Consider the following 25,832-nt stretch of genomic DNA (forward strand, 5'->3'; position numbering starts at 1 on the left):
AAAACAGCCCATAACAGCTTCGTGTAAAATGTAGGTAACCAAACAAACACACACACGGAGGATGCTATGAGCTACCAACATCTTACCACATTTGAAAGAGCACGTATAGAAACGTTTTATAGCCAGGGGCAGTCTATTCGTGCGATTGCTAAAAAGCTTAACCGCTCACCTTCTACCATTTCTAGAGAACTGAAACGGAACTCGGAAGAGAAGTTCTATCAGCCTGAAAGTGCTCAAGAGAACTATCACAAGCGTAGATTACGTTGCGGACGTATTGGTAAATGGTCCTGTGAATTAGCTGAGATCATAAATGAGAAGTTGAAACAAACTTGGTCGCCCGAACAAATTGTAGGACGATTATTTCAAGGGACCATCAGCTTTAAAACCATCTATCGTTGGATTTATCAAGGTCTGTTAGTGAATCAAGATTTATCCTTTCTTCGCCACAAGGGAAAACGGCAAAAACCACTAGAAAAAAGAGGGCGCTTTAATATTGGAACATCTATTTCACAACGACCTAAAGAAATTAGAAAGCGGGAGACTTTTGGTCATTGGGAACTGGATAGTGTTGTTTCCAGTCGTGGGAAAAGTAAAGCGTGTCTTGCTACATTTGTTGAACGTAAAACTAGATGGTACATTGCCTTTAAAATTTCGGATCGCACCTCCTCATCCATGGAAAAAGCGATTCGAACATTAAACGAACAGTTGCCTGCTGGCGCTTTTCAAACCGCAACGGTTGACAGAGGGAAAGAATTTGCCTGTTATAGCTCCATTGAACAAGATACGGATATTCAGCTGTACTTTGCTGATCCTTACTCTTCGTGGCAACGTGGCAGTAATGAAAATGCCAATGGGTTATTAAGAGAGTTTTTCCCTAAGAAAACGGATTTCGCTACTGTTTCTGGTGAAGAACTAGAATTTGCACTGTCGCTAATCAATCATAGACCAAGAAAATGTTTAAAATGGAAAACTACACACGAAGTGTTTCAGGAGGAAGTGTTGCACTTAATTTGACAAACCCTCGAATGAAAAACGCACATTACGCCTTTTCACCATGAGACAAAAAGCGTTTCCATGCAGTAAAGGAGCCATATACAATAAGCAAAAATACCCCGTAAAATAAAGCGACGATGAACAATCCAGCTGGATTTTGCACAATGGTATTGCCGACTGTGGCAAAAAGAATCATTGCTGGTATTTTGCCAAGTGACGAAGCGATGATATAAACAGGTCCAGATACGCGGCTTAGTGCAGCATAAGCATTAACAAGAATAGAAGGAACAATTGGGATGAGGCGGGTAATAAAAATGGTCATAAAAGCATTTTTCTCAAATAGTGCCGTCACTTTTGCTGTCATTTGATAACGATGAAGCAAACGTTCTCCCCAGTCTTGGTAGGCGTAACGGATAAATGTAAACATGATGATGGACGCGAGTGAAGAGCCAATCCATGTAAGTAAGCTACCAATGATTGGGCCAAAAACTGCGCCAATGACCCCACCAATAATTGGGTAAGGAATGATCGGAAACAGTGCAAGTAAAGTAGCGAATGTGGTTGTAAGGATGTAAGACTGTGATCCGCCTTGTCTAAGCCACCCGACCATGTTCTCCCCTTGAGTGAACACAATGAAGGCTAAGCTCATAAAGACGAGGAGGACAAGCCCTTTTTTTATCATAGTAAGGCCCCCACGTGTCAATGGTTGATATAATTTCTGTGACAATATAACATATCTTCTCCCATAAGGAAAGGAAAATTGTTTAGGTACACCCTTAAACAGATGAGTGAGGATTATGTCGAAAAAGAAAGTGAAAGAACGAACGCCCTGTAAAAACGTTTACAAACCTACGCTTAGGACGATATAACCTAAAATATGTCTCAATTGCCGACTTTGGATTGTGACTTCTTTGCTTTATAATGGAAACATCATGCTGGAGGTGGACAATCAGTGTTAACATTTAAAGAAGTAACAAAGGGATACGGTGGTGGGAAGACAGCTGTTTCATCACTTTCTCTGAACGTGAAAAAAGGAGAATTTGTTTGTATTATCGGTCCGAGCGGTTGTGGGAAGACGACAACGATGAAAATGGTTAATCGTTTGCACGAACCGACAGCTGGAACCATTCTTGTGGACGGAAAAGATGTCATGGCGCAAGACCCAGTCACACTACGTCGTAAAATTGGCTATGTCATTCAACAAATTGGGTTATTCCCGCATATGACGATTGAAGAAAATATTGTTGTGGTGCCAAAGCTACTTGGGTGGCCAGAACAGAAGAAGAAAGCACGAGCTCGTGAATTGTTGCAACTTGTCGATATGGATGAAAGTTTCTTGACGCGTTATCCAAATGAACTAAGTGGGGGACAGCAGCAACGTATTGGTGTGCTTCGGGCACTCGCAGCTGATCCACCACTTATTTTAATGGATGAGCCATTTGGGGCGCTCGATCCAATTACCCGTGATACGCTTCAAGAAGAATTTAAGCGTTTGCAGCAATCGCTAGATAAAACAATTATTTTTGTTACGCATGATATGGATGAGGCAATTAAGTTGGCAGATCGGATTGCCATTATGAAAGATGGAAAACTCGTCCAATTTGATACACCAGAAAATATTTTACGTGCACCAGCTAACGAATTTGTTCAAGAATTCATTGGAAAAGATCGACTACTACAAGCACAGCCAAATGTGCAAACGGTTCGCCAAATCATGAGCCGTGAACCGGTTCATATTGCGCTTGGAAGTACGTTACAAGCGGCCATGACACGAATGAAAGAAAGACGTGTAGATTCGCTACTAATTGTGGACGACCATCAACAATTAAAAGGGTATATTGATGTTGAAATGATTGATAGGCATCGTCACCATGCAGCGTGCGTTGATGACGTGATGATGACAGACTTTTATAGTGTAGAGGAAAGCGCGTTGTTGCGGGACACGATTCATAAAATCTTGAAGCGTGGTTTAAAATACGCACCTGTTGTCAATCAATCGCAGCAATTAGTCGGGATTGTGACACGTGCGTCTCTTGTGGATATGGTATACGATGCCATCTGGGGGCAAGAGGACATGGCTGAAAACCTTGTTGCAGCAACGAGGGAGGTGTAGAGCGTGGGTGATCTTCGAGATTTTTTTGTTGAACATGGTATGAACTTACTCGATGCAACGTGGGAACACTTATATATTTTCCTGGCGGCATTGGCGCTTGGCATCATTGTGGCCGTCCCTCTCGCAGTAATTTTAACGAGAGTGCCAAAAGTTGCAAATCTCGTCATTGGATTTGCAAGCATATTGCAAACAGTTCCTAGTTTAGCAATTCTCGCTATATTCATTCCGATTTTTGGGGCAGGGAAAGGGGCCGCAATTGTTGCATTATTCTTGTACTCGTTATTGCCAATCTTACGTAACACGTATACAGGGGTAAGAGATGTAGATGCAAACCTGATTGAGTCTGGGAAAGGAATGGGCATGACCGGTTGGCAGCGTATTCGGAAGATCGAACTTCCACTAGCCGTACCAGTGATGATGGCCGGTGTGCGTGTTTGTGCTGTATATTTAATTGGTTGGACAACCCTTGCTGCATTTGTTGGCGGCGGTGGTTTAGGGGAATTTGTGTTCAGTGGGTTAAATTTATATCGAATGGATTTAATATTGGCGGGTGCAATTCCGATAACAGTGCTTGCTGTGTTGATTGATTATGTGTTAGGAAAATTGGAGCGTCGTGTGACACCAAAAGGCATTCGCCAAGAAAGAACAACTTAGGGGGAGAAGCGTCATGAAAAAAAGATTATGTACGTTGGTATTTGCAACAGCACTGCTAAGTGGCTGCACGCTCCCTGGCTTAAGTGGTACAGGCGAGGACGGTGTACGTATCGGTTCGGTAATAAGTACAGAAGCAATGATCTTATCACATATGAATCGCTTAATGATTGAAGAATATACAGATATCCCGGTTTCAATTATGAATAATCTTGGGACCTCAGTGGTTGCACATCAAGCGATGGTCAGTGGTGACATTAATATCTCATCAATGCGTTATACAGGTACAGATATCGCGAGTGTTTTAGGGATGGACGCAATTATGGACCCAGAAGAAGCACTTCGTGTTGTGCAAGAAGAGCTAGATAAGCGCTACAACCATCAATGGTTTGACTCATATGGTTTTGCAAACACGTATGCTTTTGCTGTTCGTGAAGATTTTGGGGAAGAACACGGACTGGAGACGATTTCAGATTTAAAAAAGGTTGCAGATGACATTACAGTTGGTGTGGACACATCATGGCTAGATAGAGATGGCGATGGTTACGGAGGTTTCCAAGAAGTGTATGGTTTTTCTTTTAATGATAGCAATGTTAGTCCAATGCAAATTGGTCTTGTATATGATGCGGTTGCAAGTGGGAGAAGAGATGCGGTGTTAGCGTATTCCACGGATGGCAGAATTGCTGCATATGATTTACGCATTTTAGAAGACGACAAGCAATTCTTTCCCCCTTATGATGCATCAACGGTAGTCGACAAAGAATTGTTAGCGCAATATCCAGAGTTGGAAGATGTGCTTGGTCGTTTGTCTGGGAAGATTTCCGTTGCCGAAATGCAACAAATGAACTATGAGGCGGACGCAAATTTGAAAGAACCCGCGACTGTCGCCGAAGAATTTTTACAGGCACATAATTATTTCCGTGACGAGGAAGGGGGAGAATCGTAATGTGGCAAGAGCTGGTAACGAAGTGGCAAGAGCTAATCGCGTATTATGGACAGAATTATGATTATATATGGTCGCAATTTGTGCAGCATTTTTTAATGGCTGGTTATGGTGTGTTGTTTGCAGCAATTGTTGCGATTCCTTTAGGGGTTTACATGGCTCGGAAAAAAGTGCTTAGTTCAATTGTGTTTTCGATCACGAATGTCATCCAAACGATTCCTGCACTGGCATTGTTGTCTGTACTGCTCCTTTTTTTCGGTCTCGGGGCGAATACAGTTGTCATTGCGTTGTTCTTATATTCGTTGTTACCGATCTTACGTAATACGTATACAGGGATAAAAAATGTCGATGAAGTGCTGTTAGAAAATGGGACAGCGATGGGCATGACGAAGCGTCAAGTATTATGGATGGTACAATTACCACTGTCATTTTCTGTTATTTTGGCAGGGTTGCGAACGGCGCTTGTGGTCGCGATTGGTATCACTGCAATTGGCACATTTATTGGTGCGGGTGGCTTAGGTGACATTATTGTTCGTGGTACAAATGCAAGTGACGGGATGTCAATTGTTTTAGCAGGAGCAATTCCAACAGCATTGATGGCGGTCATGGCTGATATTGTTTTAGGAGGATTAGAACGTAAATTCTCACCTGTGAAACGTTTGCAAGCAGGTCAAGCCGGGCGCTAAAAAAGAAAAGGTGAATGTAGAAATGTTTATTGTCCAAAGTGGTTACGTATTGTAGCCCCTTTGGACAATTTTGTTGACGAGTAGGCACAAAATAAACGCAACAACGACTAAACATTTGCGAGAAAAATATGATATGATGTTGTTATAAATGAAACTAAACTCGTCTGCATAAAAAGCATAATTTAAGGAACTTTTTTGTTGGACAACCTGTTTAGTTACTGTTCGCTAAAGAATCACTTTTAGCATACGTGCCGATCACTGGTCGTGTTGAATTGGATACGGTGTAACAATGCAAGGAATACTAATGATGAATCATTACATTGTTCATGAGGAAGTGGCTTTTTTACATATTCACCTACAACTTAGCATATAGGCGAGAGAAAACATAATGAAATGGGCATTAAAAAGGGCGAAAGCCACACGGAAAAAAGGGCTAACATGATGAACCATCTTGCGCCTTGCTACATACCGTATCGTATGAAATGCATTCTGAATAGACCTGATGACACCAGGCATTGTGTGCATGTGATGAGAAAGTCAATGCCAATGATTGGTACACCCAAGAGAAGGAGGGGAAGGCATGCGATTAGAGCGCTTGGCAAATGACAAGTTCAAGGTTTTTTTAACCTATGATGATATGAATGAACGAGGAATTACAAAGGAGGACTTATGGCAAGATGTCCCTAAAGTACATGACTTGTTTCGTGATATGATGATGGAAGCTGATGATGAGCTCGGATTTAAAATTGATGGTCCAATCGCTGTTGAAGTATTTGCAATGCCAGCCCAAGGAATGGTATTTATTATTTCAAAAGAAGGTTATTCCGATGAGTTTATGTTTGACGATGCGGATGACTTTGACAGTGGCTATATTGAAATGCAAGTGACAGTGGATGAAACAGATGAAATTTTTTATGAGTTCTCTTCAATGGAAGATGTGATTGGATTGGCGGCACGCTTAACAGCAATTGGTATGACAGGTGGACGATTATATACATTTAACAATCGATTTTTTTTAAAATTTGTTACTGAAGCGATGAATGAAACGATCGAAGCGGCGTTGATTGCGATGTTAGCCGAATTCGGTGATCCTTCCACAATATCTTTTCACCGCGTCGAGGAATATGGCAAAATTTTAATGGAGGAACGTGCAATGGCACAAGTGTACCATTACTTTCACGGAAAGAAATAGTACACGAGCGAACATCTTTTAATGCTTGTAATTACATTCGAAAATATATCTTAAAAACATCGTTGTTTAGTGGGGGATACGTATGTCAGTTTTACTTATTGAAGATGATTCGGCTATTGCAGGAATTATACAAGAGTATTTACGACGAGAAGGACTATCTGTTATTTGGTGTGATGATGGATTAAAAGGTTATCACACTTTCTTAGATGAGTGTGTGCAACTTGTCATCGTTGATTTGATGTTGCCATACATGGATGGTTTTACGTTATGTAGCCGTTTTCGCGCACATTCAAATGTCCCAATTATTGTTGTGAGCGCAAAGCAAGGTGATTTTGACAAGTTGCATAGTTTTGATCTTGGGGTAGACGATTATGTTACAAAACCATTTAGTCCATTAGAGTTGCTTGCACGTGTGAAAGCGCAATTGCGTCGTCATCATCATTCTTCTAATACAAGTATGCCCAATTTTAAAAATGAGGCACCACTTTCTTTTGCAGATATAACAATTGATCGCAGGGGTTGTCGTGTTTTAGTTAATGGACAACCTTTGTCTTTCACATTAAAGGAATACGAGTTGTTTTTGTATTTGGCTGAAAATCCAGGGAAGACATTTACAAAAGAAGCGTTGTATCAACATATTTGGCATGAAGACAGCGTGGACATACGAACGGTGACGGTACATATTAAAAACATTCGTCATAAAGTGAGCGATGGGAAAAGGCGTCCAAAGTATATTGAGACTGTGTGGGGAGTAGGGTACAAATTTATAGGACATGAGAAAAAATGAAGTTACGTGGGCAGCTAAATATGTTGCTATTACTTATGGCAGTCATTCCTTTCTTCGCCACATTTTTATTTTCGTTGCAAGTAGAAAAATTGATTGATGATCAGTCGGACACATTGATGTCCTCCATGATTACTGCTAAGAGTGTAGGGAAAGCGTTAAGCCGCTTTCCAAGTGTGTTCTTGGATAAAGAAAAAAGCATGTCTTTTATTCATGATAAAAAAAAGGAAGACATGGATATTGCATTATATAGCAAAGACCGTACGTTAATTTATGACTCTGACACGTCACAAAAACAGCAACGACATTTTACCCCGCAACGTATGATGCGTGATTTATACAAGTTCCATTCAGACAACACAACACAAGTGTATAAAGAACCTATTTTTCATGAGGATGAAATTGTTGGGTTCTTCGAGCTCCGCTTCCATCAACAGAGTATTAAAAAGGATACATTGGAAGTATACCTTATCTCTGCAGCCTTTTTCTTATTAGTTGTGGCAGCGACGTTATTTTTTGTTCAATATTGGTTTAAAAGAAATATGTTGCGTCCTTTTGCACTGATGCAACAGGAGATGGAGGAAATTGGATTCCGGAAGCAAAAGGTCATATCTAAGCCAAAACGTCGTCGTACACGCACAGAAGTAGCGCAACTCATGCACGATTTTACCACGATGAGCGCGAGGTTAAAGATCGCTTCTGAGCAACAAAAAAAGGCTGAAGAAAATCAGCGTCGATTTATTGGTGCCATCTCACATGATTTACGTACCCCATTAACATCGATACGCGCTTATGCAGAAGGGATGCTCGTTCACGACGAACAACGTGAAGCTTATGCAGATGTCATTTTAGCTAAGACGACACATATGCAGCGACTTGTTGATGATTTACTCGTTTATTCACAAATTAAATCCACAAGCTTTTCTCTTTCCGAAAAGCTCGTCGATGGGGAAGAACTGGCGGAAGTATTGTTTGATGGTTACAAAGAGCAGTGGGCAGAATTTAGATTTGAAATAAGTTTTTTCATTACGCCATGTGAATTGTATGCAGATGTTGATCGTTTAGTTCAAGTCATTGATAATTTAGTAACAAATGCGGTGCGCTATTCCTCGAGAGGTGGGGTAATTAAACTTTGTGCGACAAATCAACGTGAAGCGTTGCCTACATATCTTTCGGAGAAAAAAGAAGGGTTGTATTTTTTTGTGGAAGATGAAGGAAAAGGCATCCCACTTGATGCGCAAAAACACTTATTTGATTCATTTTATCAAGTAGAAACAGCACGCCAGCAAACGCCTGGAACGGGTATTGGACTAGGTCTTGCAATATGTAAAGAACTTGTCGAACAACATGGCGGTGAGATTGGTGTGAAATCTACAGTAGCAGGTGGAAGTACGTTTTATTTTATGTTACCGTGTACCATTTTAAGGGAGGATTTTGTATGAGGAAAATGTGGGTGTCTGTTATTAGTTTAATGATTGGAACGTTATTAGCGGGGTGTGAGGCTGCACTTGTAAAACCAGAAGACATTATACGTGAAGCGTTGGAGGGAGAAGAGCAGCCAGTTGCATACGAGGCGGAAACGTTTCACGACGAAGGTTTCACGGAAAAGATACTTGTGAATACGAACGGGGATATGCGTCAGGATTTTTATATGGGAAGTATTCCTACACAAAGCCATATTTATCGTGGCGATACAATGTATGAACTTGATTATGAGGGAAAAACGATCATTGAAAAAGAAAGTGATGGTAGTAATACAAAACACTTGCCACTAAAAAGGTTGACAACGACGATAGATCAATTAGCGGATACACATACGATGGAAGTAACAAACGGTGAAAAATATTTAGAACGCGATGTCCATCACCTTATTTTTGAACCAAAAGAAGAAGGGGATATGCGAGCTGAATATTGGGTAGATAAAGAAACATTCATTATTTTACGTGAAGTCATTGAAAATGAGTTTGAGGCATATGAAATGACTACCAAGTTTCTACGCTTAGATGTGAATGTTACTGATAGTGATTTTGAGTTAGGTGACACCAGTGGATTAGAACAATTGGTCGCAAAAGAATATATTCCTTTGGAAGAAATTCCAGATTTTTTTGATCAGCCAGTTTGGTTACCGGACCATGAATTAAATAATTGGGAGATAGTCGGCACTTTTATTAAATACAAAGGAGTAGGTTCAGAAGACTCCGTTGTTGTCAATTATGTTGATGATGGGGATAGGGAGTTCGTTTTCGAAGTAGACCGGAATTTACACAGGGTTCAATGGGAACCTGAGATTTACTCGGAAGAAACAGCACGTGATGTAATGATTAGAATGAGTTGGGAACCATCAGCTCATCAAGCAGTTTGGATAGAAAATGATTTGCGTTATGATTTGTTTACACAACAAGATTGGGCTCGAGACGATGCGATTCGCGTAATTGAATCAATGACGGTGCTTGAGGTGGAGTCAGACTAGAAATTTGTCGATTTCCTAAAAAAATAGTGGCAAATTTGATCATCTTTCTTTATGATAGAGATGATAATAAAACTTTGCCGCAAAAAAAGCGACGGAGACACTTTCAGAGGTGAAAAAGAACATGGATGAAGACAAAAGTAAAGTCGACAAACTCGACGTGCTTTCTTCGACACAATCAATCATACATAAGGCGCTGAGTAAGTTAGGTTACCCAGAAGAAATGTATGAACTATTAAAAGAACCGATTCGGATGATGACCGTACGTATCCCGGTGCGTATGGATGATGGCTCAACGAAAATCTTTACAGGTTACCGGGCGCAACATAATGATGCTGTTGGACCGACGAAAGGTGGCGTTCGCTTCCATCCTCAAGTGACAGAAAAAGAAGTGAAGGCGCTGTCAATTTGGATGAGCTTGAAAGCAGGCATTGTCAATCTGCCATATGGTGGTGGGAAAGGCGGGATTGTATGTGATCCGCGTCATATGTCTTTTCGTGAAGTAGAGCGTTTAAGTCGCGGTTACGTACGCGCGATCAGTCAAATTGTTGGACCGACAAAAGACATTCCTGCGCCGGATGTACTCACAAATTCACAAATTATGGCTTGGATGTTAGATGAGTATAGCCGCATTCGTGAATTTGACTCACCGAACTTTATTACAGGAAAACCACTTGTTTTAGGGGGATCTCATGGTCGTGAGTCGGCGACGGCAAAAGGTGTAACGATTTGCATGATGGAAGCTGCGAAGAAAAAAGGCATTGACATGACCGGAGCAAAGGTCATTATTCAAGGTTTTGGCAACGCGGGTAGTTTCTTGGCAAAATTTATGGCAGATGCTGGCACGCGTGTTGTAGGTATTTCTGATGCTTATGGGGCTTTGTATGATGAGGATGGCTTAGATATAGATTATTTACTTGATCGACGAGATAGCTTTGGAACAGTGACAAAATTGTTCAAGGATACCATCACGAATGAAGAACTACTTGAAAAAGAATGTGACATTCTCGTCCCAGCGGCAATTGAAAATCAAATTACGTCGCGTAATGCAGCAAATATTAAGGCATCCATTGTGGTTGAAGCTGCAAACGGGCCAACGACGCTGGAGGCAACGAAAATCTTATCTGAACGTGGCGTGCTGCTTGTCCCTGATGTACTGGCAAGTGCGGGGGGTGTGACGGTCTCATATTTTGAATGGGTTCAAAACAACCAAGGATATTATTGGACAGATGAAGAAGTAGAAGGCAAGTTGCGCACGGTACTTGTGGAAGCGTTTGAAAATATTTATGATTTGTCTGTACGCCGGAAAGTGGACATGAGGTTAGCTGCGTACATGATTGGTGTCAGGCGAATGGCGGAGGCTTCTCGTTTCCGGGGATGGGTGTGAAGTCGGAGATTAGAATCCGGAGTTCGGACTGAAAGCTTATTCCATAGAAAAGGCTTTTTAAAATACGATCGGTCTTGCCTATGACAGAGAAATGCTATATTCTGGATTGGAAAGCCCTTGTCCAAGTGGTTGACTTGGGCAGGGGCTTCACGGTTCCAGAGGTCGGAAACAAGTGTGAAGGCATATTCGCAGTTTTGAGTGGTTACGGTTCTGACTTCTGGTGACGGATCTCTGTATTCTGGAACAGGAGGTGACTGTATGTATGACGTAGAAGTCGTTGTGATTGGTGGCGGGCCATGTGGATTAGCAGCAGCGATTGCTTGTCAAGAACAAGGTTTATCTGTTATCGTCATTGAAAAAGGAAATGTGGCAAATGCGATTTACCATTATCCAACCCATCAAACATTTTTTAGTACAAGTGAACGGTTGGAGATTGGTGATGTCCCGTTTATTATTGAACAACGAAAACCACGGCGGAATCAAGCGCTTGTTTATTATCGACAAGTGGTTGCTCGGAAAGGGCTATGTGTGCACACATATGAACAAGTGCAAGCTGTCTCCAAATTATCGGCTCACAAATTTCAAGTGACAACATCAAAAGCATCATACGTCACAAAATACGTGATTGTAGCCACGGGTTATTATGACCGTCCGAATTTAATGGAGATCCCAGGAGAAGACAGTCCACATGTATTTCATTATTTTAAAGAGGCGCATCCTTATTTCCGTCAAGATGTGGTTGTGATTGGTGGCAAAAACTCTGCTGTTGATGCAGTATTAGAGTTGGAAAAGGCAGGGGCTCGAGTGACAATGCTTTACCGTGGAGAAGATTATTCAGCTAGCATTAAGCCTTGGATCTTACCTGAGCTTGAAGCGCTAGTAAGAAATGGACAAGTGACAGTGGTGTTTCAAGCCACTGTTAATAAAATCACATCTGATAAGGTATATTACGAGGTGAACGGGGAGAAAGAAAGTGTTTCTGCTAATTTTGTTTTTGCGATGACAGGTTATCGCCCTGATCATATGTTTTTGCGTACCCTTGGTGTAGAAGTAGACGAAGCAACGGGACGACCATTGTTTGATCCGGAAACGATGGAAACGAATGTGGATAATATTTACATTGCTGGCGTTATTGCTGCAGGAAACAATGCAAACGAGATTTTTATTGAAAATGGGCGGTTACACGGTCATTTGATTGCAGCTGCAATCCATGAATTGGAATCTGGAAACCGGAAAACAGAGTGAAATTAGATTTAAGGAAGAAAATATGCAGTTCAGTCGCCGTTTTGACCTCCGGCAATTGAACGTTACATCTGAATGGAGTGACTGTCCGTGCGGAGAGTGGTGTTATTTACGACTGGTGGAACGATAGCTAGTACGATGAATGAAGGTGGCAAACTCGTTGCAGGTGAGTTGACCGGAGAACAGTTGACGGCTATTTGTCAACTGCCTGAAGATATTCACGTGACAGTTCGGTCCATATTACAGAAGCCAAGTGTACATATAACAGTTGAGGATTGGCTGTTGTTAAAAAAAGAAATCGCGTGTGTGTTTCAGGACGAGACAGTTGATGGTGTCGTTGTAACACATGGAACAGATACACTGGAGGAAACAGCCTATTTTCTTGACTTGACAAATCGAGATGAGCGTCCAATTATTGTGACTGGTTCACAACGGGGACCGGAACAAGTCGGGACCGATGCTGTTTTGAATTTGCGACATGCGATTTATGCAGCGTCCGAACATGATTTGCGCGGCATAGGTGCAGCGGTCGTCTTTAACGAACGCATCTTTGCGGCTCGTTATGTGAAGAAGGAGCATGCCTCTAATATTCAAGGTTTTAACGCATTTGGTTTTGGATACCTAGGTATTATTGATAACGATGTCATTTTCACGTATCAAAAACCGATCAAGCGGGCATATTTTTCTTTGAAGGCAAATTGTCTGCCGGAAATTGGCATTGCAAAAGTATACTTAGGCATGCGCACACACACATTGCAAGCGATGTTGCAAACAGTAGATGGTCTTGTATTAGAAGGAGTCGGTCGAGGTCAAGTACCACCAGCACTCGTAGCACCAATTGAAGAAGCAATCGCAGCAGGCAAACCTGTCGTAATGACAACTTCATCTGAAGAAGGAAAAGTTTATCCAACATATGAGTACGAAGGAAGCGCACACCATTTAGCAAAAATAGGGGTTGTGCTTGGAGGGGATTATGATAGTAAAAAGGCACGAATTAAGATGATGGTATTGCTTGCCGCACATATGTCTGTAGCAAAAGGATTCCATATGTAAGAGTGCAAAGGTGTTATTGCTTGCGCCCATTCCTATATGCATCGTATACTATACAAGTCATTATGAAAAATGGTGTGTAATGATGAATTGTCTTCGGGCGTATGTGATTTACAGAATGTTTCATAAGTGGTATCACATCTCTCGTACATAGAGAGCGGGGAAGCCTCCTATGCTTGCTTTTATGACGACAGTAATGGCACCAGTCGTTTCGTTATGGTGTTATATGTATTTACGGGATGTTACGTATAATATGTTTCCGGTTATTCGTATTTTTGTCATTGGTGCTTTGTTGGTATTCCCGGTCGCTGTTTTACAATATGCTTTTGAAGTAGAAAACGTTTTTACTGGCATACTCTCCAAGAGCTTTTTTCTTTACGGTTTCATTGAAGAAGGGTTAAAATGGCTGATGTTATTTATTTTTGGTTATCAGCAAAGTTATTTAAAACACCCGCGTGACGGTATCTTGTTAAGTGTATCTCTAGCTTTAGGTTTTGCGACGGTTGAAAATGGACTATATTTGATAGCAAGTGGTCCTGAGTTAGTGTTGCCGAGAATGTTCTTTCCGGTGGCGTCTCATACAATTTACGGCATTATTATGGGTTATTATATGGTCAATGCAATCGGTCAGAAGAAAAAGTTTTTTTACTTTCAATGGGCGCTATTCATTCCGGTGTTTCTCCACGGGATGTATGATTTTATTTTAATGGCATTTGAGGAATATTTCTTATTTGTCATAGGTCCGTTTATGATCTTACTTCTTTTTTTAGCATATTCGAAGCTAAAAAAGACGCATCATTTACAAATATAGCGAGGTTTGTTGGATAAAGTGAGCGGTGGGGCAGCTAGATCATTGTTTTGCCTTACCAGAGAATGGCTCAAAAGGGGGATTTTAGTGACAACGTCAAATCGATATCGTGTGATCATTCGTTGCCCAGCTTGTGGAGAAAAGTATATTTTACGTGGCAAACGCAATGAAGAAGGCGAGTATGAGACTGGATTTAAACAGTGTATCTGTGGGAATGAAGAGCAATTGAACATTGAAGTGTCACCAGAATAAACAACAGTGCCGTTTTGCTCTAGGGAGTGGAACGGCACTGTTTGTAAGGGATAGATGGGAGAGGATATAGAATGAGAATAAGGCACGTGACTTTAGCGCCCGGTGAAAAAAATATTTGTGTGTCTTTAATGAGCGAGACATGGGCGTTACTGCTAGAAGAAATACGGTCATTACCGTTGAAGAAAATAGATATATTAGAGTGGCGTGTCGATCAATATCGTGATAAGGATGATATGGAAGCGATAACGGAAACATTGAGGTTGTTGCGTCAAGAAATAAAAGAAATACCGCTCATTTTTACATATCGTGAACAAACAAGGGAACATGAGGACGCGTGTTTTCATTTATATGAACATGTGTTGCAGGAAGATGGAATTGATTTCATTGATCTTGAACAGTCCTATCCTGTAGAGAAAATAAGAGAATTAGTTACACAAGCACATCAGAAAGGTGTATTTGTCATTGTGTCGCATCATGATTTTGTGGGTACGCCTGATAGGGAGTGGATAGGTCATTATGTCAAACGCGCAGTCGACTTAGGGGCTGATGTAGTGAAATTGGCGGTGACAGCGACAACACCAGAAGAGGTCCTTCGATTGTGGGAAACGACATATTTGTTGTCGCGTGCGAATGATGTTCCTTTGATGACGATGGCGATGGGACATTTAGGACGTTTTAGCCGGATAGGGGGGCACGTTTTTGGCTCTTGTGCAACATTTGCGTCCGGACAACGTTGTTCTGCCCCTGGACAGTTACCGGTTGCAGATGTTTATCGTCTATATCAAATGTTAGCGGATGAATAAGCTCTTCAATTGTACTTGTACGCAGTGATGCGATGTTTCTATGCATAAAAATGATGAGTGAATAACAAACTACTGATGAAAATAAAGTTTGCATCATTTTTGTTTGCGGAATGAAGGAGGAAGAGCATGGCGCGTACACGTTTTCTTTGTTTCATTGCTTGTATGTATCTGATGTTTGTCCCTAATGAGTCAGCTGAAGCTTTTAGTGAACAAATCATCCAACGAGGAGCAACAGGTGACGACGTAGTTGAACTCCAAGCTCGTCTGCAATATATTGGTTTTTACAATGGCAATATTGATGGTGTATTTGGTTGGACGACATATTGGGCTGTGCGAAATTACCAAGAAGATTACGGATTAGAAGTGGATGGGCTTGTAGGTGCGCAAATGAAAGATCGTCTTGTCTCGTCGACAAACTATGACCGCGATTTTGTCATGCAAGCATTAAATGAGGGACAATCGTTTACGCATTATGGTGGTACACCTAAGGAAATCCAAAAGAAAGACGGTACACAGTCGCAAGGTGGGGGACAAAAAGATACGACGATCGCCAAAGCACAACCTGTTCCAGCAGGTTATTCAGAAAATGATATTCAGTTAATGGCGCAGGCTGTTTATGGTGAGGCGCGTGGAGAGCCTTATGAGGGGCAAGTAGCGGTGGCGGCTGTGATCATTAACCGTGTGAACTCGGCGACATTCCCGAATACCGTAGCGGGTGTAATTTATGAGGAACGTGCATTTACAGCAGTGGCGGATGGACAAATTAATTTACAACCGGACGAGACAGCGCGCAGGGCGGTATTGGATGCAATCAATGGGCAAGACCCATCAAATAATGCACTTTATTATTTTAACCCTGATACCGCAACATCAGGTTGGATTTGGACACGTCCACAAATTAAACGTATCGGTAAGCACATTTTTTGTTCCTAGAAGGAGTTGGACAGATGTTTCGTAATATTGCCATCTCTTTGTTGGTGGTTATGGTCGTTTGTATCGGTTATTGGGGTTATCTACAAAAAGTTGATAAAGATCGATTAGCAATTGCGCATGAAAATACGTATCAGCGTGCCATGCATGACCTTGCTTATCACATTGACCAAATTGAAGATGAGCTTGGTAGTGTATTAGCGATGAATAGTGAGCGGCAGTTATCTCCTACCCTTGCGGATGTTTGGCGAGTGACAAGTCTGGCGCAAAAAAGTCTCGCCGATTTGCCATTACAAGGAACAGATTTAGAACAGTCGGAGGAGTATTTGTTTAAAGTCGGCGACTTTTCTTATCGTACAGCCGTCCGTGACCTTGAAAAACAGCCGTTGACACCACAAGAGTATGAAACATTACAAAAGCTTTATACACAAGCAGGAACAATTCGTTCATCTTTGCGAGAGACGCAGGCGATGATGATGGGGCAAGATATGAAGTGGCTTGCACTTGATGAATCGAAAAGAGATGAACCAACTGCAGCTGCGGGGCAAAATGCGTTTGAAAAAGTGAATGCTTCTGTGCAAGGATTTAGTGAAGTCGAGTGGGGGGCAACGGATGCAGCCATTCGCAATTTGAACGGTGAATTAAAAGATGCCCTTGCAGGACGTCCGAAAGTGAGTAAGGAAGAAGCGAAAGAAAAGGCGCGTCTTTATGTTCAACTAGATGAAGAAGCAGAGATAAAAATAAGTGATTCTGCGAAGGCGCTTAAGTATCCAGCGTATTCACTTGTGCTAGAAGATCCTCAAAATCATGTGCGATATCATATGGATATGAGTGTTGAAGGTGGCGAGCCTATTTGGTTTATGCAAGATCGACAAGTGACCCAAACAAATATTGGTTTGTATGAGGCGGAGCAAAAAGCAGAAGAATTTTTAACAAGAACGGGTAAATCATCTATGCGTTTACTAGATAGTGCACAGTATGGTCATATCGGTGTATTCACGTTCACAAGCGTGCAAGACGAGGTGCGTATTTATCCAGATACAGTCATTGTTGAGGTAGCGCTAGATGATGGTGGAATTTTTTCATACGTTGGAAGAGGTCACATCATTTATCATGACGCCACTCGAATCATACCAACACCGATATGGTCAAAGGAAGCAGCTCAAGAAAAATTAAATCCACGTGTCGATGTGATGGAGAGTCATATGGCTGTGATTGAAAATGACCGTAAAGAAGAAGTGCTTACTTATGTATTTTATGGGACGATTGATAGGGATACGTACCGGATTTTTATTAACGCACAGACGGGTGAGGAAGAAAAAGTGGAGCGGATGGATCGCCCTGAAGCGCCATATCAACCAAAAGATCATGAGATAAAGGAAGTTCTCCGATAAGGAGAGCTTTTTTTATCGAGGGCTTGAAATTTGGTCAAATGATGGGATAATAAAGAAAGTAGCCTCATGTCGGTTTTCTGTGTGTAAGTATGGTGAGTAAGGATTGAAATCTGAAGCGCTTCGTTGTATTGTAAAAGAGAGGATGGAGAGGCTCACCTTGGGACTAAATTTGTATGTGTAGGAACATAGGTGATTTCTTGAAAACAACTAGAGCAGTTGAAACATGGTAGGAGTGTGTTGTAAAGAATATGAAAAAGACGGTGAATGTGGCAATAGACGGACCAGCAGGAGCTGGCAAGAGCTCAGTTGCAAAAAAAGTAGCCGAGCGGTTACGTTTTCTGTATATTGATACGGGTGCGATGTATAGAGCCCTTACATATGCAGCAATCAAAAAGAACTTGGACTTACATGATGGAGAGGCGCTGGCGGACCTTTTATCAGAAAGCGAACTCTCACTCGTTCCTTCTCCTGAACAAACAGTTGTCTATTGGGATGGGAGTGAGGTAACGGATGATATTCGAACGAACCGTGTTAATGCTCAAGTGTCGCTTGTTTCTAGTCACCAAGCTGTCCGTGAGGCGATGGTTGGGAGGCAGCAAGCCCTTGCTGCTGGTAAAGATGCTGTGCTAGAAGGGAGAGATATTGGTACGCATGTGTTGCCGCAAGCGGATGTCAAAGTATTTTTGACAGCGTCGGTTGAAGAGCGCGCGCGCAGACGTCACTTGGAACAACAAGAAAAAGGTTTTCCATCTCACTTTGAGCAGTTAAAACAGGAAATTGCAAAACGTGATGAACTGGACTCCACTCGGACGCATTCCCCATTGAAGAAAGCCGAGGATGCGACAGTCATTGATACAACAGCAATGGGGATGGATGAGGTGATTACAGCGATCTATTTGCTGGTGAAGGAGAAATTGGCGCAATGAGCTTGTATCGTACAGGTCAAGTCATTTGTAAATCATTTTTTAATATCAGTTACAAAGTACAAGTGATTGGGCAAGAGCATATTCCTAAGGAAGGTGGCGTGCTATTATGCTGTAATCATTTAAGTAACTTAGACCCGCCACTATTAGGCGCTTACTTACAGCGCCCCGTTCACTACATGGCAAAAAAAGAGCTGTTTGAAGTACCGCTCTTTGGTACATTACTGTCAAACTTGGGGGCTTTTCCAGTCAAACGTGGTGCCGGCGATCGACAAGCACTTCGTACAACGTTGAATATGTTGAAAGAGGGTAAGATGATTGGTCTATTTCCTGAAGGGACCCGTTCAAAAACTGGAGAAATTGGAGAAGGGCTGGCTGGCGTTGGATTCTTTGCCGCACGTAGCGAGGCTGCAGTTGTTCCTGTAGCCATTATTGGTCCGTACAAGTTTAGAAAACCGTTGACAATCGTTTACGGGAAGCCACTCGACATGCAACAACTTCGTGAGCAGAAGGCGTCTGCGGCGGAAGTGACAGCGGTCATCATGACTGAGATTAAACAGCTAAAAGCGCGTTTCTAAAGTCATTAGATAAATGCCGGCATGACCGGATTGAGGGAGGAATTTGTTGATGGTAGAAAAAATGAATGAAGACGTTCATGAGATGAAAGTTTTTTCAGTTGGGGATGTGTTAAAGGGGAAAGTAACAAAAGTAGAGGATAAACAAGTGTTTGTTGATGTTGGCTTCAAGGTAGATGGGATTGTTCCCGTAAGTGAACTATCAAGTTTACACGTTGAAAAAGCGAGCGATGTTGTTGCACTTGATGATGAGTTAACATTATTTGTAACAAAGGTGACTGATGATGAATTAATTTTGTCAAAGAAGGAAGCGCTGGCAAAAGAAGCATGGAAGCGCTTGGCGCAATCGTTTGAGCGTGGTGAGATCATTGAAGCTCCTGTTGCAGAAGTAGTAAAAGGTGGCCTTGTGGTTGATGTAGGTGTGCGTGGATTCATCCCAGCTTCGTTAGTGGAGCGACACTATGTTGACGATTTTTCTGACTACAAGGGGAAAACATTGCGCTTAAAAGTGGTCGAAATGGAACAAGAAAAAAATAAACTGATTCTTTCTCAACGTGCTGTTTTGGATGAGGAAATGGAAGAAAAAAAGAAAGACATTTTAAAGTCATTACAGCCCGGTGATGTTGTAACAGGAACGGTTCAGCGCTTAACGAGTTTTGGCGCATTTGTTGATGTAGGTGGTGTGGATGGTCTTGTACACATCTCCCAAATTGCACATGAACGTGTAGAGTCACCTCGGGACGTATTGAGTGAAGGGCAAACATTGCAAGTGAAGGTGCTCTCTGTCGATCCAGATAGTGAGCGCGTGTCACTATCTATTAAAGAAACACTTGCTGGACCGTGGGAAAAAGTAGCATCAACGTTTCAAATTGGTGATGTTGTTACAGGTACTGTCAAGCGGCTTGTATCTTTCGGTGCGTTTGTTGAAGTAGCACCAGGTGTGGAAGGACTTGTGCACATTTCTCAAATCTCTCATCAACACATCGGTGTACCACAAGAAGTGCTAGAAGAAGGGCAAGAAGTGCAAGTGAAAGTATTAGACGTGAATGGTGCTGAAAAGCGCATTTCATTGAGTATACGTGAAGCAAGCAATGACCAGGAAGACATGTCTCAATTCAAAGCGTATGAAGAAAAACGTACTGATGACGCAAGTGGTTTTTCCTTAGGAGATATGATTGGGGATCAATTAAAGAAATACCGAGACGAATAAGAGCTCTTGTGGATACGAAAAGAGTGACGTGTATGACCGGGTAGGGATACGCGTACTCTTTTTTTGTCTAAATGCAAGCCTATCTGCCCATACTAGTGCAGGGAGGTGCCTTGGGTGGATGGGACATTGGTGTACTGGTTGGGCTGGTTTGTATGGGTGATCGGAACGTTCTTTTTACAAAAGAGTCAACAAAGAATATTGCTTTGTATGTGTGTGCTTGCTTTACTGGCTTTTTTACCGTGGGTTATTTCGTTTGGGACATGGTCAATTAGTCTTGGGTATGTGTTCTCACTTAGTGTTGGTTATTTATTTTTACGGACATTTTCCTTTAAACAATTGCTTCATACGTGGTTTGTCACGATGTGTATTGCGGGTGCGTATATAGGGATTTTTGTGCTGATTCAAAATGATCCTGTGTTGTTATTGATAGATTTTCCTTATATTGTCATGTGTTGTATGCTCATTGTGGCATTTTTGTTGGCAAAGAAAACGACCATTCGTTTATGTAGTATTGCTATAGGCATGCTACATGGGGAGGCGGTGCAGGCATACATCATTGGACAGCAAGGTTACATGTATACAGTTGGATCACTTGCTTTTTTTGATATATGGGCTATGTCTTTGGTAAGTGGGGCAAGTCTTTCTTTTGTCTTTTTCTTAATAGAAGTGTTAAAACAGCGTGTGCAGAGAACGACCAATCCATCAGTAAAGAGGATAGACAAGCATGCATCAGTTTAGTAAAATGAAAAGGTTAGTACCCAATTGAGTTTATAGAGTAGTGGGAGAAAGGTAGTGAAGGAACGTTGAAACCTGTTGTTGCGATTGTCGGTCGCCCAAACGTAGGAAAATCAACAATATTCAATCGTGTTGTAGGAGAACGTGTTGCGATTGTAGAAGATTTACCAGGGGTGACGCGAGATCGATTGTATAGTAAGGGCGAGTGGTTAAATCAGGAATTTTATGTCATTGATACAGGCGGAATTGAAATTGGTGATGAACCACTGCTCGTCCAAATGCGTCATCAAGCAGAGATTGCTATTGAGGAAGCACATGTCATCATTTTCATGGTCAATGGTCGTGAAGGTGTCACTGCAGCAGATCAAGAAGTGGCCAATTTGTTATTTCGTTCGAAAAAGCCAGTGGTATTAGCGGTAAATAAAGTCGATAATCCTGAAATGCGCGATAGTTTATATGATTTTTATGCACTTGGTATGGGGGAACCGTATGGCATTTCTGGATCGCATGGGTTGGGCATAGGTGATCTTTTAGATGCGGTCATCGCACACTTCCCATCTGACCAGGAAGAAGAGATACGAGAAGATACGATTCAAATGGCACTGATTGGACGTCCGAATGTTGGGAAATCTTCTCTTGTGAACGCATTACTCGGCGAGGAACGCGTGATTGTGAGTCAAATTCCTGGTACGACGCGGGATGCGATTGATACGTCATTTACACGTGATGGACAAGATTATGTTGTGATTGACACTGCTGGGATGCGTAAACGTGGGAAAGTTTATGAGGCAACAGAGAAATATAGTGTCCTTCGGTCGTTAAAGGCGATTGAACGTGCCAATGTCGTGTTAATTGTTTTAAATGGGGAAGAAGGCATTATTGAGCAAGACAAGAAAATTGCTGGTTATGCACATGAAGCGGGGCGGGCCATTGTCATTGTCGTAAACAAATGGGACGCTGTTGAAAAAGACGAAAAGACCATGCAGGAATTTGAAAAAGACATTCGGACAGAATTTCAATTTTTATCTTATGCCCCGATCTGTTTTCTGTCAGCAAAAACGAAGCAACGTGTTCATTTGCTGTTGCCGCAAGTACAAAAAGTAGCTGAAAATCATCATTTACGTGTTCAAACACACATATTAAATGATATGATCATGGATGCTGTTGCGATGAATCCTACACCTACTGACAAAGGCAAAAGGTTAAAGATTAATTATGTGACACAAGTAGCAGTCGGGCCACCTACTTTTATATTTTTTGTCAACGATCCGGCGTTGTTGCATTTTTCGTATAGGCGTTTTTTAGAAAACCGTCTACGGGCAACATTTACATTTGAAGGGACACCGATTCATATTATCGCTCGAAAAAAGAACGACTAATCATTTATAGGGGGAAAATAAGTGATCATTGCGCTTGTCGTTACGATTTTTTTAGGCTATCTGTTAGGATCGATCAGTTTTAGTTATCTTTTAGCAAAGCACTTGCGAAAAATTGATATTCGGACGTCTGGTAGCGGAAACGCCGGTGCGACGAATACACTTCGGGTCCTTGGTGTGGGCCCAGCAATTACTGTATTGGTCTTAGATATTTTAAAAGGGGTTGTCCCAGTCTGGGTTGCATTACTGTGGGTGGGGGAGAGCAGTCCTGTTATCCCAGCGCTTGCCGGCTTGGCAGCAATTATTGGACATAACTGGCCGGTTTTCTTTCACTTTCGTGGTGGGAAAGGTGTGGCGACAACAATTGGGGTACTTGCGACATTACTCTTTTATCCGTCCTTCATCGCAGGCTGTATTGCAATTATTAGTATTGTCGTGACGCGTTATGTGTCACTCGGATCATTATTGTTTGGCATCATGACTCCGGTCATGGCTTGGTGTTTACTGCCGTTTCGTTTTTATCCATATGAGTATATTTTTTTGTCGATGTTGCTAATGATCGTTTCTCTATGGCGTCATCGTGAAAATGTGAGTCGTCTTTTATCAGGAACAGAAAATAAGATAGGGAAAAAACAGATGTAGGGAGTGGTAATCATGACAAAAATCGCGGTCATTGGTGCAGGTAGTTGGGGTAGTGCGCTTGCACTTGTGTTGGCAGATAATGGTCATGAGGTGCGTTTGCATGCAAGACGAGAAGATCAAGTTGATGAGATGAACCAGTGTCATACAAATGAATCTTATTTGCCTGGGGTTGTGTTTCCGGCATCGATTCGAGCTTATACAAAGATGAAAGAAGTACTGCAAGGAGTAAGTGTTGTTTTAATTGCGGTGCCAACAAAGGCAATGAGGGAAACGATGCGCGCACTTTTGCCTAGTTTAGCAGAAGACGCAATGGTCATTCATGCAAGTAAGGGGATTGAACCAGTGACGCATAAGCGTGTATCGGAAATCATTGCTGAAGAAGATAAACAGATGAAAAAAATTGCTCATATTGCCGTGTTGTCTGGACCAAGCCATGCAGAAGAAGTAGCTTTGCGTCAACCGACAACTGTCACAGTGGCTTCAGAAAATATTGAGGCAGCACAGTTTGCCCAAAATTTGTTTATGAACAAGCAATTTCGTGTCTATACAAATCCCGACCTCATCGGTGTTGAGATGGGCGGTGCGTTAAAAAACATTATTGCGCTTGTGTGTGGGATAACAAATGGCTTAGGTTTAGGTGATAACACAAAAGCAGCAATTATGACGCGTGGTCTTGCAGAGATGAGTAGACTCGGTGTACATATGGGTGCAAACCCGCTTACTTTTTCTGGGTTATCTGGTTTAGGCGATCTCATTGTGACATGTACAAGTGTGCACTCTCGTAATTGGCGGGCTGGTCGTATGATTGGTGAGGGGTTGTCTATGGACGAGGTGCTGGCGCAAATGGGGATGGTTGTCGAAGGCGTTCGCACGACAAAAGCAGCGTACGAATTGGCACAAGAGAAAGGTGTGGAGATGCCGTTAACAGAGGCGCTCAATTCTGTGTTGTTTGAAGGAGTGACACCGCAAGAAGCAACAGAACAGTTAATGGCGCGTATGCGCACACATGAGGTAGAAACGTTATTTGAATGAACGTAAGGACGTTTTGGGCACCATTTTAGCCCTTCTGCATACGATAAGGAGAAACATCGTAGGAAGGGGGATAATCATGTTTAAAAAGAATGACTCATTTTTTGATGAGGTGCAAAAGGAAACAAAAGTAAATCCGCAAGAACTGTTACAATTGGCAAGTACAGTGAGCAAAGCAAATTTAAAAGATGAAGGTACAATTAGAAAGCTCATTCATCGGGTTGCGTCATTGGCAAATAAGCCGGTTTCTCGCGAAAAAGAAGATAAAATTGTTGAAGCGATTTTAAACAATGATATGCCAGCAGATCTGTCTTCTCTTGGGAAAATGTTTAATAGCAAAAAGTGATTTTGCTTATACATCTCTGACATGGTCAAACGTCCAAGCCAAATGTTGTAGCCTGCATATACTTTAATAGAGCACCTACTACTAAAAAGGGCATTAGCAAAAAGGGTTTAGTCAAGCCAGGAGCAGAATGCCCCATTCTGTTCCTGGCTCTCCTTTTTTTGCCCATATTTATGTTATAATGACGAGGATGGGGGTGTGAAGATGTCTCAAGCAATGTTGAATATGTACATATCGTTTGTTGGTTTATTATTAATGTTTATTTCAGCAGGCACTGCGTTATGGGCGCGGACAAAGTTATCTGGGTTAGCCGCGAAAATGGTTCTGACAGTTTCTTTTTGCTGTTTGCTCATTGCAGGTGTCATTGTATTTTATATTGTTGTTGGTGGACCAACGTCAAAAGCATAATCTATAAGAGAAAGAGGTGGATCAATGAAGGATCGACTAAAGCTTGTTTTTGCTAGTTTATGTATCGTGTTGTTTAGTGGCTGTTTTTTCCCGAATGAGCAGCGGGTTGAAAACCAAATAACCTATCCGGATCAATTAGCGAGTGTTCAAACGGCCATTGAGCAATTTCAAGTAGACAACGGAGGATTGCCCATTCGGACGTTCGATGAGTCGGTCCCGATGTATCACCGTTATGTCATTGACTTTAGTCAATTGGTTCCACGGTATATGCAGACCCCTCCAGGAACGGCGTTTGAGAACGGGGGGACACATCAGTATGTGCTTGTCAACGTAGAGGACGATCCGCAAGTAAAAGTGATTGACTTAACGAGTGTGAAGGTCATTCGTGAACTACAAGAACGGGTGCGCGATTATCGTCGGGCGCATACATACGCACCTGTTGAGGAGACACTTGATCAAGGATTATTTACATTAGACTTTGAGGCTTTGGGATATGAAGAAGCTCCTTACGTGCAAAGTCCGTATCATGAGACAATCCGCTTGCCATTGTTATACACGAACGAAGGCAATGTGGTCATTGATTATAAGATGGATTTAACCATGTATATGCAGGATGCTGCTGAGATTCCTGAAGAAGGCATTGATTTACGTCCATTATTATACGAAGAGTCTCCGTATGCCCCGGCACATTCTGTCCCGTATTCCCTTGATAAAGAAGGAGAAATCATCTATGATCGCGGTTTAGAGTGAGTCCGAGTATAAGTGAAAAACAAGGTCTATTTTGCCTTTTTCGTTGATACACTATCAATGGAAGGGGCATTTTTTGTATCGCCTCCCATCTCGTATGGGGTGCAGGGCGAAAAAATTTCCATGCAGTTAGTCATAATAAATGGACA

General features: G+C 42.0%; 28 protein-coding genes. 27 read left to right on the plus strand and 1 reads right to left on the minus strand.

The window, feature by feature from the left end:
* The first annotated feature begins 66 nt into the window (after positions 1-66).
* The gene (locus tag BLT29_RS06735) at positions 67-1,014 is read left to right on the plus strand and encodes an IS30 family transposase (protein ID WP_090775547.1); all 948 of its coding nucleotides are present in this window, start codon (positions 67-69) and stop codon (positions 1,012-1,014) included.
* 25 nt (positions 1,015-1,039) lie between these two features.
* On the opposite strand, the gene BLT29_RS06740 is transcribed toward BLT29_RS06735, so the two are convergent.
* Positions 1,040-1,675, minus strand: a complete 636-nt coding sequence (locus BLT29_RS06740) for a TVP38/TMEM64 family protein (RefSeq protein WP_090775548.1) — start codon at positions 1,673-1,675, stop codon at positions 1,040-1,042.
* 270 nt (positions 1,676-1,945) lie between these two features.
* Between BLT29_RS06740 and BLT29_RS06745 the strand changes: the two genes are divergently transcribed.
* From BLT29_RS06745 to BLT29_RS06865, 26 genes are all read left to right on the plus strand, one after another.
* The gene (locus BLT29_RS06745; protein ID WP_090775549.1) at positions 1,946-3,106 is read left to right on the plus strand and encodes a betaine/proline/choline family ABC transporter ATP-binding protein; all 1,161 of its coding nucleotides are present in this window, start codon (positions 1,946-1,948) and stop codon (positions 3,104-3,106) included.
* Between the two features lie 39 nt (positions 3,107-3,145).
* The gene (locus BLT29_RS06750) at positions 3,146-3,760 is read left to right on the plus strand and encodes an ABC transporter permease (RefSeq protein WP_090775627.1); all 615 of its coding nucleotides are present in this window, start codon (positions 3,146-3,148) and stop codon (positions 3,758-3,760) included.
* A 13-nt stretch (positions 3,761-3,773) separates the two neighbouring features.
* Positions 3,774-4,703 (plus strand): osmoprotectant ABC transporter substrate-binding protein, encoded by a 930-nt coding sequence (locus tag BLT29_RS06755; RefSeq protein WP_090775550.1) that lies wholly within the window; start codon positions 3,774-3,776, stop codon positions 4,701-4,703.
* Positions 4,703-5,386, plus strand: coding sequence for an ABC transporter permease (locus BLT29_RS06760; RefSeq protein ID WP_090775551.1), 684 nt, complete (start codon positions 4,703-4,705; stop codon positions 5,384-5,386). Before BLT29_RS06755 ends, BLT29_RS06760 begins: the two co-directional genes overlap by 1 nt.
* A 580-nt stretch (positions 5,387-5,966) precedes the next feature.
* Positions 5,967-6,578 (plus strand): genetic competence negative regulator, encoded by a 612-nt coding sequence (locus BLT29_RS06765; protein WP_090775552.1) that lies wholly within the window; start codon positions 5,967-5,969, stop codon positions 6,576-6,578.
* Between the two features lie 82 nt (positions 6,579-6,660).
* Positions 6,661-7,365 (plus strand): response regulator transcription factor, encoded by a 705-nt coding sequence (locus tag BLT29_RS06770; protein WP_090775553.1) that lies wholly within the window; start codon positions 6,661-6,663, stop codon positions 7,363-7,365.
* Positions 7,362-8,804: a sensor histidine kinase gene (locus BLT29_RS06775; protein WP_090775554.1), complete on the plus strand. Its 1,443-nt coding sequence runs from the start codon at positions 7,362-7,364 to the stop codon at positions 8,802-8,804. Before BLT29_RS06770 ends, BLT29_RS06775 begins: the two co-directional genes overlap by 4 nt.
* The gene (locus BLT29_RS06780; RefSeq protein WP_090775555.1) at positions 8,801-9,832 is read left to right on the plus strand and encodes a LolA family protein; all 1,032 of its coding nucleotides are present in this window, start codon (positions 8,801-8,803) and stop codon (positions 9,830-9,832) included. Before BLT29_RS06775 ends, BLT29_RS06780 begins: the two co-directional genes overlap by 4 nt.
* A gap of 121 nt (positions 9,833-9,953) precedes the next feature.
* The gene (locus tag BLT29_RS06785; RefSeq protein WP_090775556.1) at positions 9,954-11,216 is read left to right on the plus strand and encodes a Glu/Leu/Phe/Val family dehydrogenase; all 1,263 of its coding nucleotides are present in this window, start codon (positions 9,954-9,956) and stop codon (positions 11,214-11,216) included.
* 258 nt (positions 11,217-11,474) lie between these two features.
* The gene (locus tag BLT29_RS06790) at positions 11,475-12,461 is read left to right on the plus strand and encodes a YpdA family putative bacillithiol disulfide reductase (protein WP_090775557.1); all 987 of its coding nucleotides are present in this window, start codon (positions 11,475-11,477) and stop codon (positions 12,459-12,461) included.
* 87 nt (positions 12,462-12,548) lie between these two features.
* Positions 12,549-13,511: an asparaginase gene (locus BLT29_RS06795; protein WP_176763842.1), complete on the plus strand. Its 963-nt coding sequence runs from the start codon at positions 12,549-12,551 to the stop codon at positions 13,509-13,511.
* Positions 13,512-13,680: 169 nt separating this feature from the next.
* Positions 13,681-14,319: a PrsW family glutamic-type intramembrane protease gene (locus BLT29_RS06800; RefSeq protein WP_090775559.1), complete on the plus strand. Its 639-nt coding sequence runs from the start codon at positions 13,681-13,683 to the stop codon at positions 14,317-14,319.
* An 84-nt stretch (positions 14,320-14,403) separates the two neighbouring features.
* A complete protein-coding gene (locus BLT29_RS13335; RefSeq protein ID WP_176763843.1) occupies positions 14,404-14,568 on the plus strand; it encodes a hypothetical protein in 165 nt (54 codons plus the stop codon).
* 71 nt (positions 14,569-14,639) lie between these two features.
* Positions 14,640-15,371, plus strand: coding sequence for a type I 3-dehydroquinate dehydratase (gene aroD, locus BLT29_RS06805; protein WP_090775560.1), 732 nt, complete (start codon positions 14,640-14,642; stop codon positions 15,369-15,371).
* A 126-nt stretch (positions 15,372-15,497) separates the two neighbouring features.
* On the plus strand, positions 15,498-16,304 hold the full coding sequence (gene sleB, locus BLT29_RS06810; RefSeq protein WP_090775561.1) for a spore cortex-lytic enzyme: 807 nt from the start codon (positions 15,498-15,500) through the stop codon (positions 16,302-16,304).
* 14 nt (positions 16,305-16,318) lie between these two features.
* On the plus strand, positions 16,319-17,695 hold the full coding sequence (ypeB, locus tag BLT29_RS06815; RefSeq protein ID WP_090775562.1) for a germination protein YpeB: 1,377 nt from the start codon (positions 16,319-16,321) through the stop codon (positions 17,693-17,695).
* Between the two features lie 248 nt (positions 17,696-17,943).
* A complete protein-coding gene (gene cmk, locus BLT29_RS06820; protein ID WP_090775563.1) occupies positions 17,944-18,621 on the plus strand; it encodes a (d)CMP kinase in 678 nt (225 codons plus the stop codon).
* Positions 18,618-19,196 carry a lysophospholipid acyltransferase family protein gene (locus BLT29_RS06825; protein ID WP_090775564.1) on the plus strand — a complete coding sequence of 193 codons (579 nt, stop codon included), beginning with the start codon at positions 18,618-18,620 and terminating at the stop codon, positions 19,194-19,196. The genes cmk and BLT29_RS06825 overlap by 4 nt, the downstream gene beginning before the upstream one ends.
* 49 nt (positions 19,197-19,245) lie before the next feature.
* The gene (gene rpsA, locus BLT29_RS06830) at positions 19,246-20,403 is read left to right on the plus strand and encodes a 30S ribosomal protein S1 (RefSeq protein ID WP_090775565.1); all 1,158 of its coding nucleotides are present in this window, start codon (positions 19,246-19,248) and stop codon (positions 20,401-20,403) included.
* A gap of 114 nt (positions 20,404-20,517) precedes the next feature.
* Positions 20,518-21,141: a YphA family membrane protein gene (locus tag BLT29_RS06835; protein ID WP_090775566.1), complete on the plus strand. Its 624-nt coding sequence runs from the start codon at positions 20,518-20,520 to the stop codon at positions 21,139-21,141.
* 65 nt (positions 21,142-21,206) lie between these two features.
* The gene (der, locus tag BLT29_RS06840) at positions 21,207-22,517 is read left to right on the plus strand and encodes a ribosome biogenesis GTPase Der (RefSeq protein ID WP_090775567.1); all 1,311 of its coding nucleotides are present in this window, start codon (positions 21,207-21,209) and stop codon (positions 22,515-22,517) included.
* Positions 22,518-22,538: 21 nt separating this feature from the next.
* Entirely contained in the window at positions 22,539-23,156 is a 618-nt protein-coding gene (gene plsY, locus BLT29_RS06845; RefSeq protein ID WP_090775568.1) for a glycerol-3-phosphate 1-O-acyltransferase PlsY, read from the plus strand.
* 12 nt (positions 23,157-23,168) lie between these two features.
* Complete coding sequence (locus BLT29_RS06850) at positions 23,169-24,188, plus strand: NAD(P)H-dependent glycerol-3-phosphate dehydrogenase (protein WP_090775569.1); 1,020 nt, start codon at positions 23,169-23,171, stop codon at positions 24,186-24,188.
* A 76-nt stretch (positions 24,189-24,264) separates the two neighbouring features.
* On the plus strand, positions 24,265-24,531 hold the full coding sequence (locus BLT29_RS06855; protein ID WP_090775570.1) for a stage VI sporulation protein F: 267 nt from the start codon (positions 24,265-24,267) through the stop codon (positions 24,529-24,531).
* Positions 24,532-24,732: 201 nt separating this feature from the next.
* Complete coding sequence (locus tag BLT29_RS06860) at positions 24,733-24,936, plus strand: DUF2768 domain-containing protein (protein WP_090775571.1); 204 nt, start codon at positions 24,733-24,735, stop codon at positions 24,934-24,936.
* Between the two features lie 24 nt (positions 24,937-24,960).
* Positions 24,961-25,686 carry a YphF family lipoprotein gene (locus BLT29_RS06865; protein WP_090775572.1) on the plus strand — a complete coding sequence of 242 codons (726 nt, stop codon included), beginning with the start codon at positions 24,961-24,963 and terminating at the stop codon, positions 25,684-25,686.
* Positions 25,687-25,832: the final 146 nt, after the last annotated feature.

This window comes from Shouchella lonarensis (assembly GCF_900096965.1).
GTDB lineage: Bacteria > Bacillota > Bacilli > Bacillales > Bacillaceae_D > Shouchella > Shouchella lonarensis.

Bases quoted from the DNA above. Each gene is read 5' to 3' on its own strand.
- BLT29_RS06735 (WP_090775547.1), top strand. From the start codon at position 67: ATGAGCTACCAACATCTTACCACATTTGAAAGAGCACGTATAGAAACG.
- BLT29_RS06740 (WP_090775548.1), bottom strand. From the start codon at position 1,675: ATGATAAAAAAAGGGCTTGTCCTCCTCGTCTTTATGAGCTTAGCCTTC.
- BLT29_RS06750 (WP_090775627.1), top strand. From the start codon at position 3,146: ATGAACTTACTCGATGCAACGTGGGAACACTTATATATTTTCCTGGCG.
- BLT29_RS06755 (WP_090775550.1), top strand. From the start codon at position 3,774: ATGAAAAAAAGATTATGTACGTTGGTATTTGCAACAGCACTGCTAAGT.
- BLT29_RS06760 (WP_090775551.1), top strand. From the start codon at position 4,703: ATGTGGCAAGAGCTGGTAACGAAGTGGCAAGAGCTAATCGCGTATTAT.
- BLT29_RS06765 (WP_090775552.1), top strand. From the start codon at position 5,967: ATGCGATTAGAGCGCTTGGCAAATGACAAGTTCAAGGTTTTTTTAACC.
- BLT29_RS06770 (WP_090775553.1), top strand. From the start codon at position 6,661: ATGTCAGTTTTACTTATTGAAGATGATTCGGCTATTGCAGGAATTATA.
- BLT29_RS06775 (WP_090775554.1), top strand. From the start codon at position 7,362: ATGAAGTTACGTGGGCAGCTAAATATGTTGCTATTACTTATGGCAGTC.
- BLT29_RS06780 (WP_090775555.1), top strand. From the start codon at position 8,801: ATGAGGAAAATGTGGGTGTCTGTTATTAGTTTAATGATTGGAACGTTA.
- BLT29_RS06785 (WP_090775556.1), top strand. From the start codon at position 9,954: ATGGATGAAGACAAAAGTAAAGTCGACAAACTCGACGTGCTTTCTTCG.
- BLT29_RS06790 (WP_090775557.1), top strand. From the start codon at position 11,475: ATGTATGACGTAGAAGTCGTTGTGATTGGTGGCGGGCCATGTGGATTA.
- BLT29_RS06800 (WP_090775559.1), top strand. From the start codon at position 13,681: ATGCTTGCTTTTATGACGACAGTAATGGCACCAGTCGTTTCGTTATGG.
- aroD (WP_090775560.1), top strand. From the start codon at position 14,640: ATGAGAATAAGGCACGTGACTTTAGCGCCCGGTGAAAAAAATATTTGT.
- sleB (WP_090775561.1), top strand. From the start codon at position 15,498: ATGGCGCGTACACGTTTTCTTTGTTTCATTGCTTGTATGTATCTGATG.
- ypeB (WP_090775562.1), top strand. From the start codon at position 16,319: ATGTTTCGTAATATTGCCATCTCTTTGTTGGTGGTTATGGTCGTTTGT.
- cmk (WP_090775563.1), top strand. From the start codon at position 17,944: ATGAAAAAGACGGTGAATGTGGCAATAGACGGACCAGCAGGAGCTGGC.
- BLT29_RS06825 (WP_090775564.1), top strand. From the start codon at position 18,618: ATGAGCTTGTATCGTACAGGTCAAGTCATTTGTAAATCATTTTTTAAT.
- rpsA (WP_090775565.1), top strand. From the start codon at position 19,246: ATGGTAGAAAAAATGAATGAAGACGTTCATGAGATGAAAGTTTTTTCA.
- BLT29_RS06850 (WP_090775569.1), top strand. From the start codon at position 23,169: ATGACAAAAATCGCGGTCATTGGTGCAGGTAGTTGGGGTAGTGCGCTT.
- BLT29_RS06855 (WP_090775570.1), top strand. From the start codon at position 24,265: ATGTTTAAAAAGAATGACTCATTTTTTGATGAGGTGCAAAAGGAAACA.
- BLT29_RS06860 (WP_090775571.1), top strand. From the start codon at position 24,733: ATGTCTCAAGCAATGTTGAATATGTACATATCGTTTGTTGGTTTATTA.
- BLT29_RS06865 (WP_090775572.1), top strand. From the start codon at position 24,961: ATGAAGGATCGACTAAAGCTTGTTTTTGCTAGTTTATGTATCGTGTTG.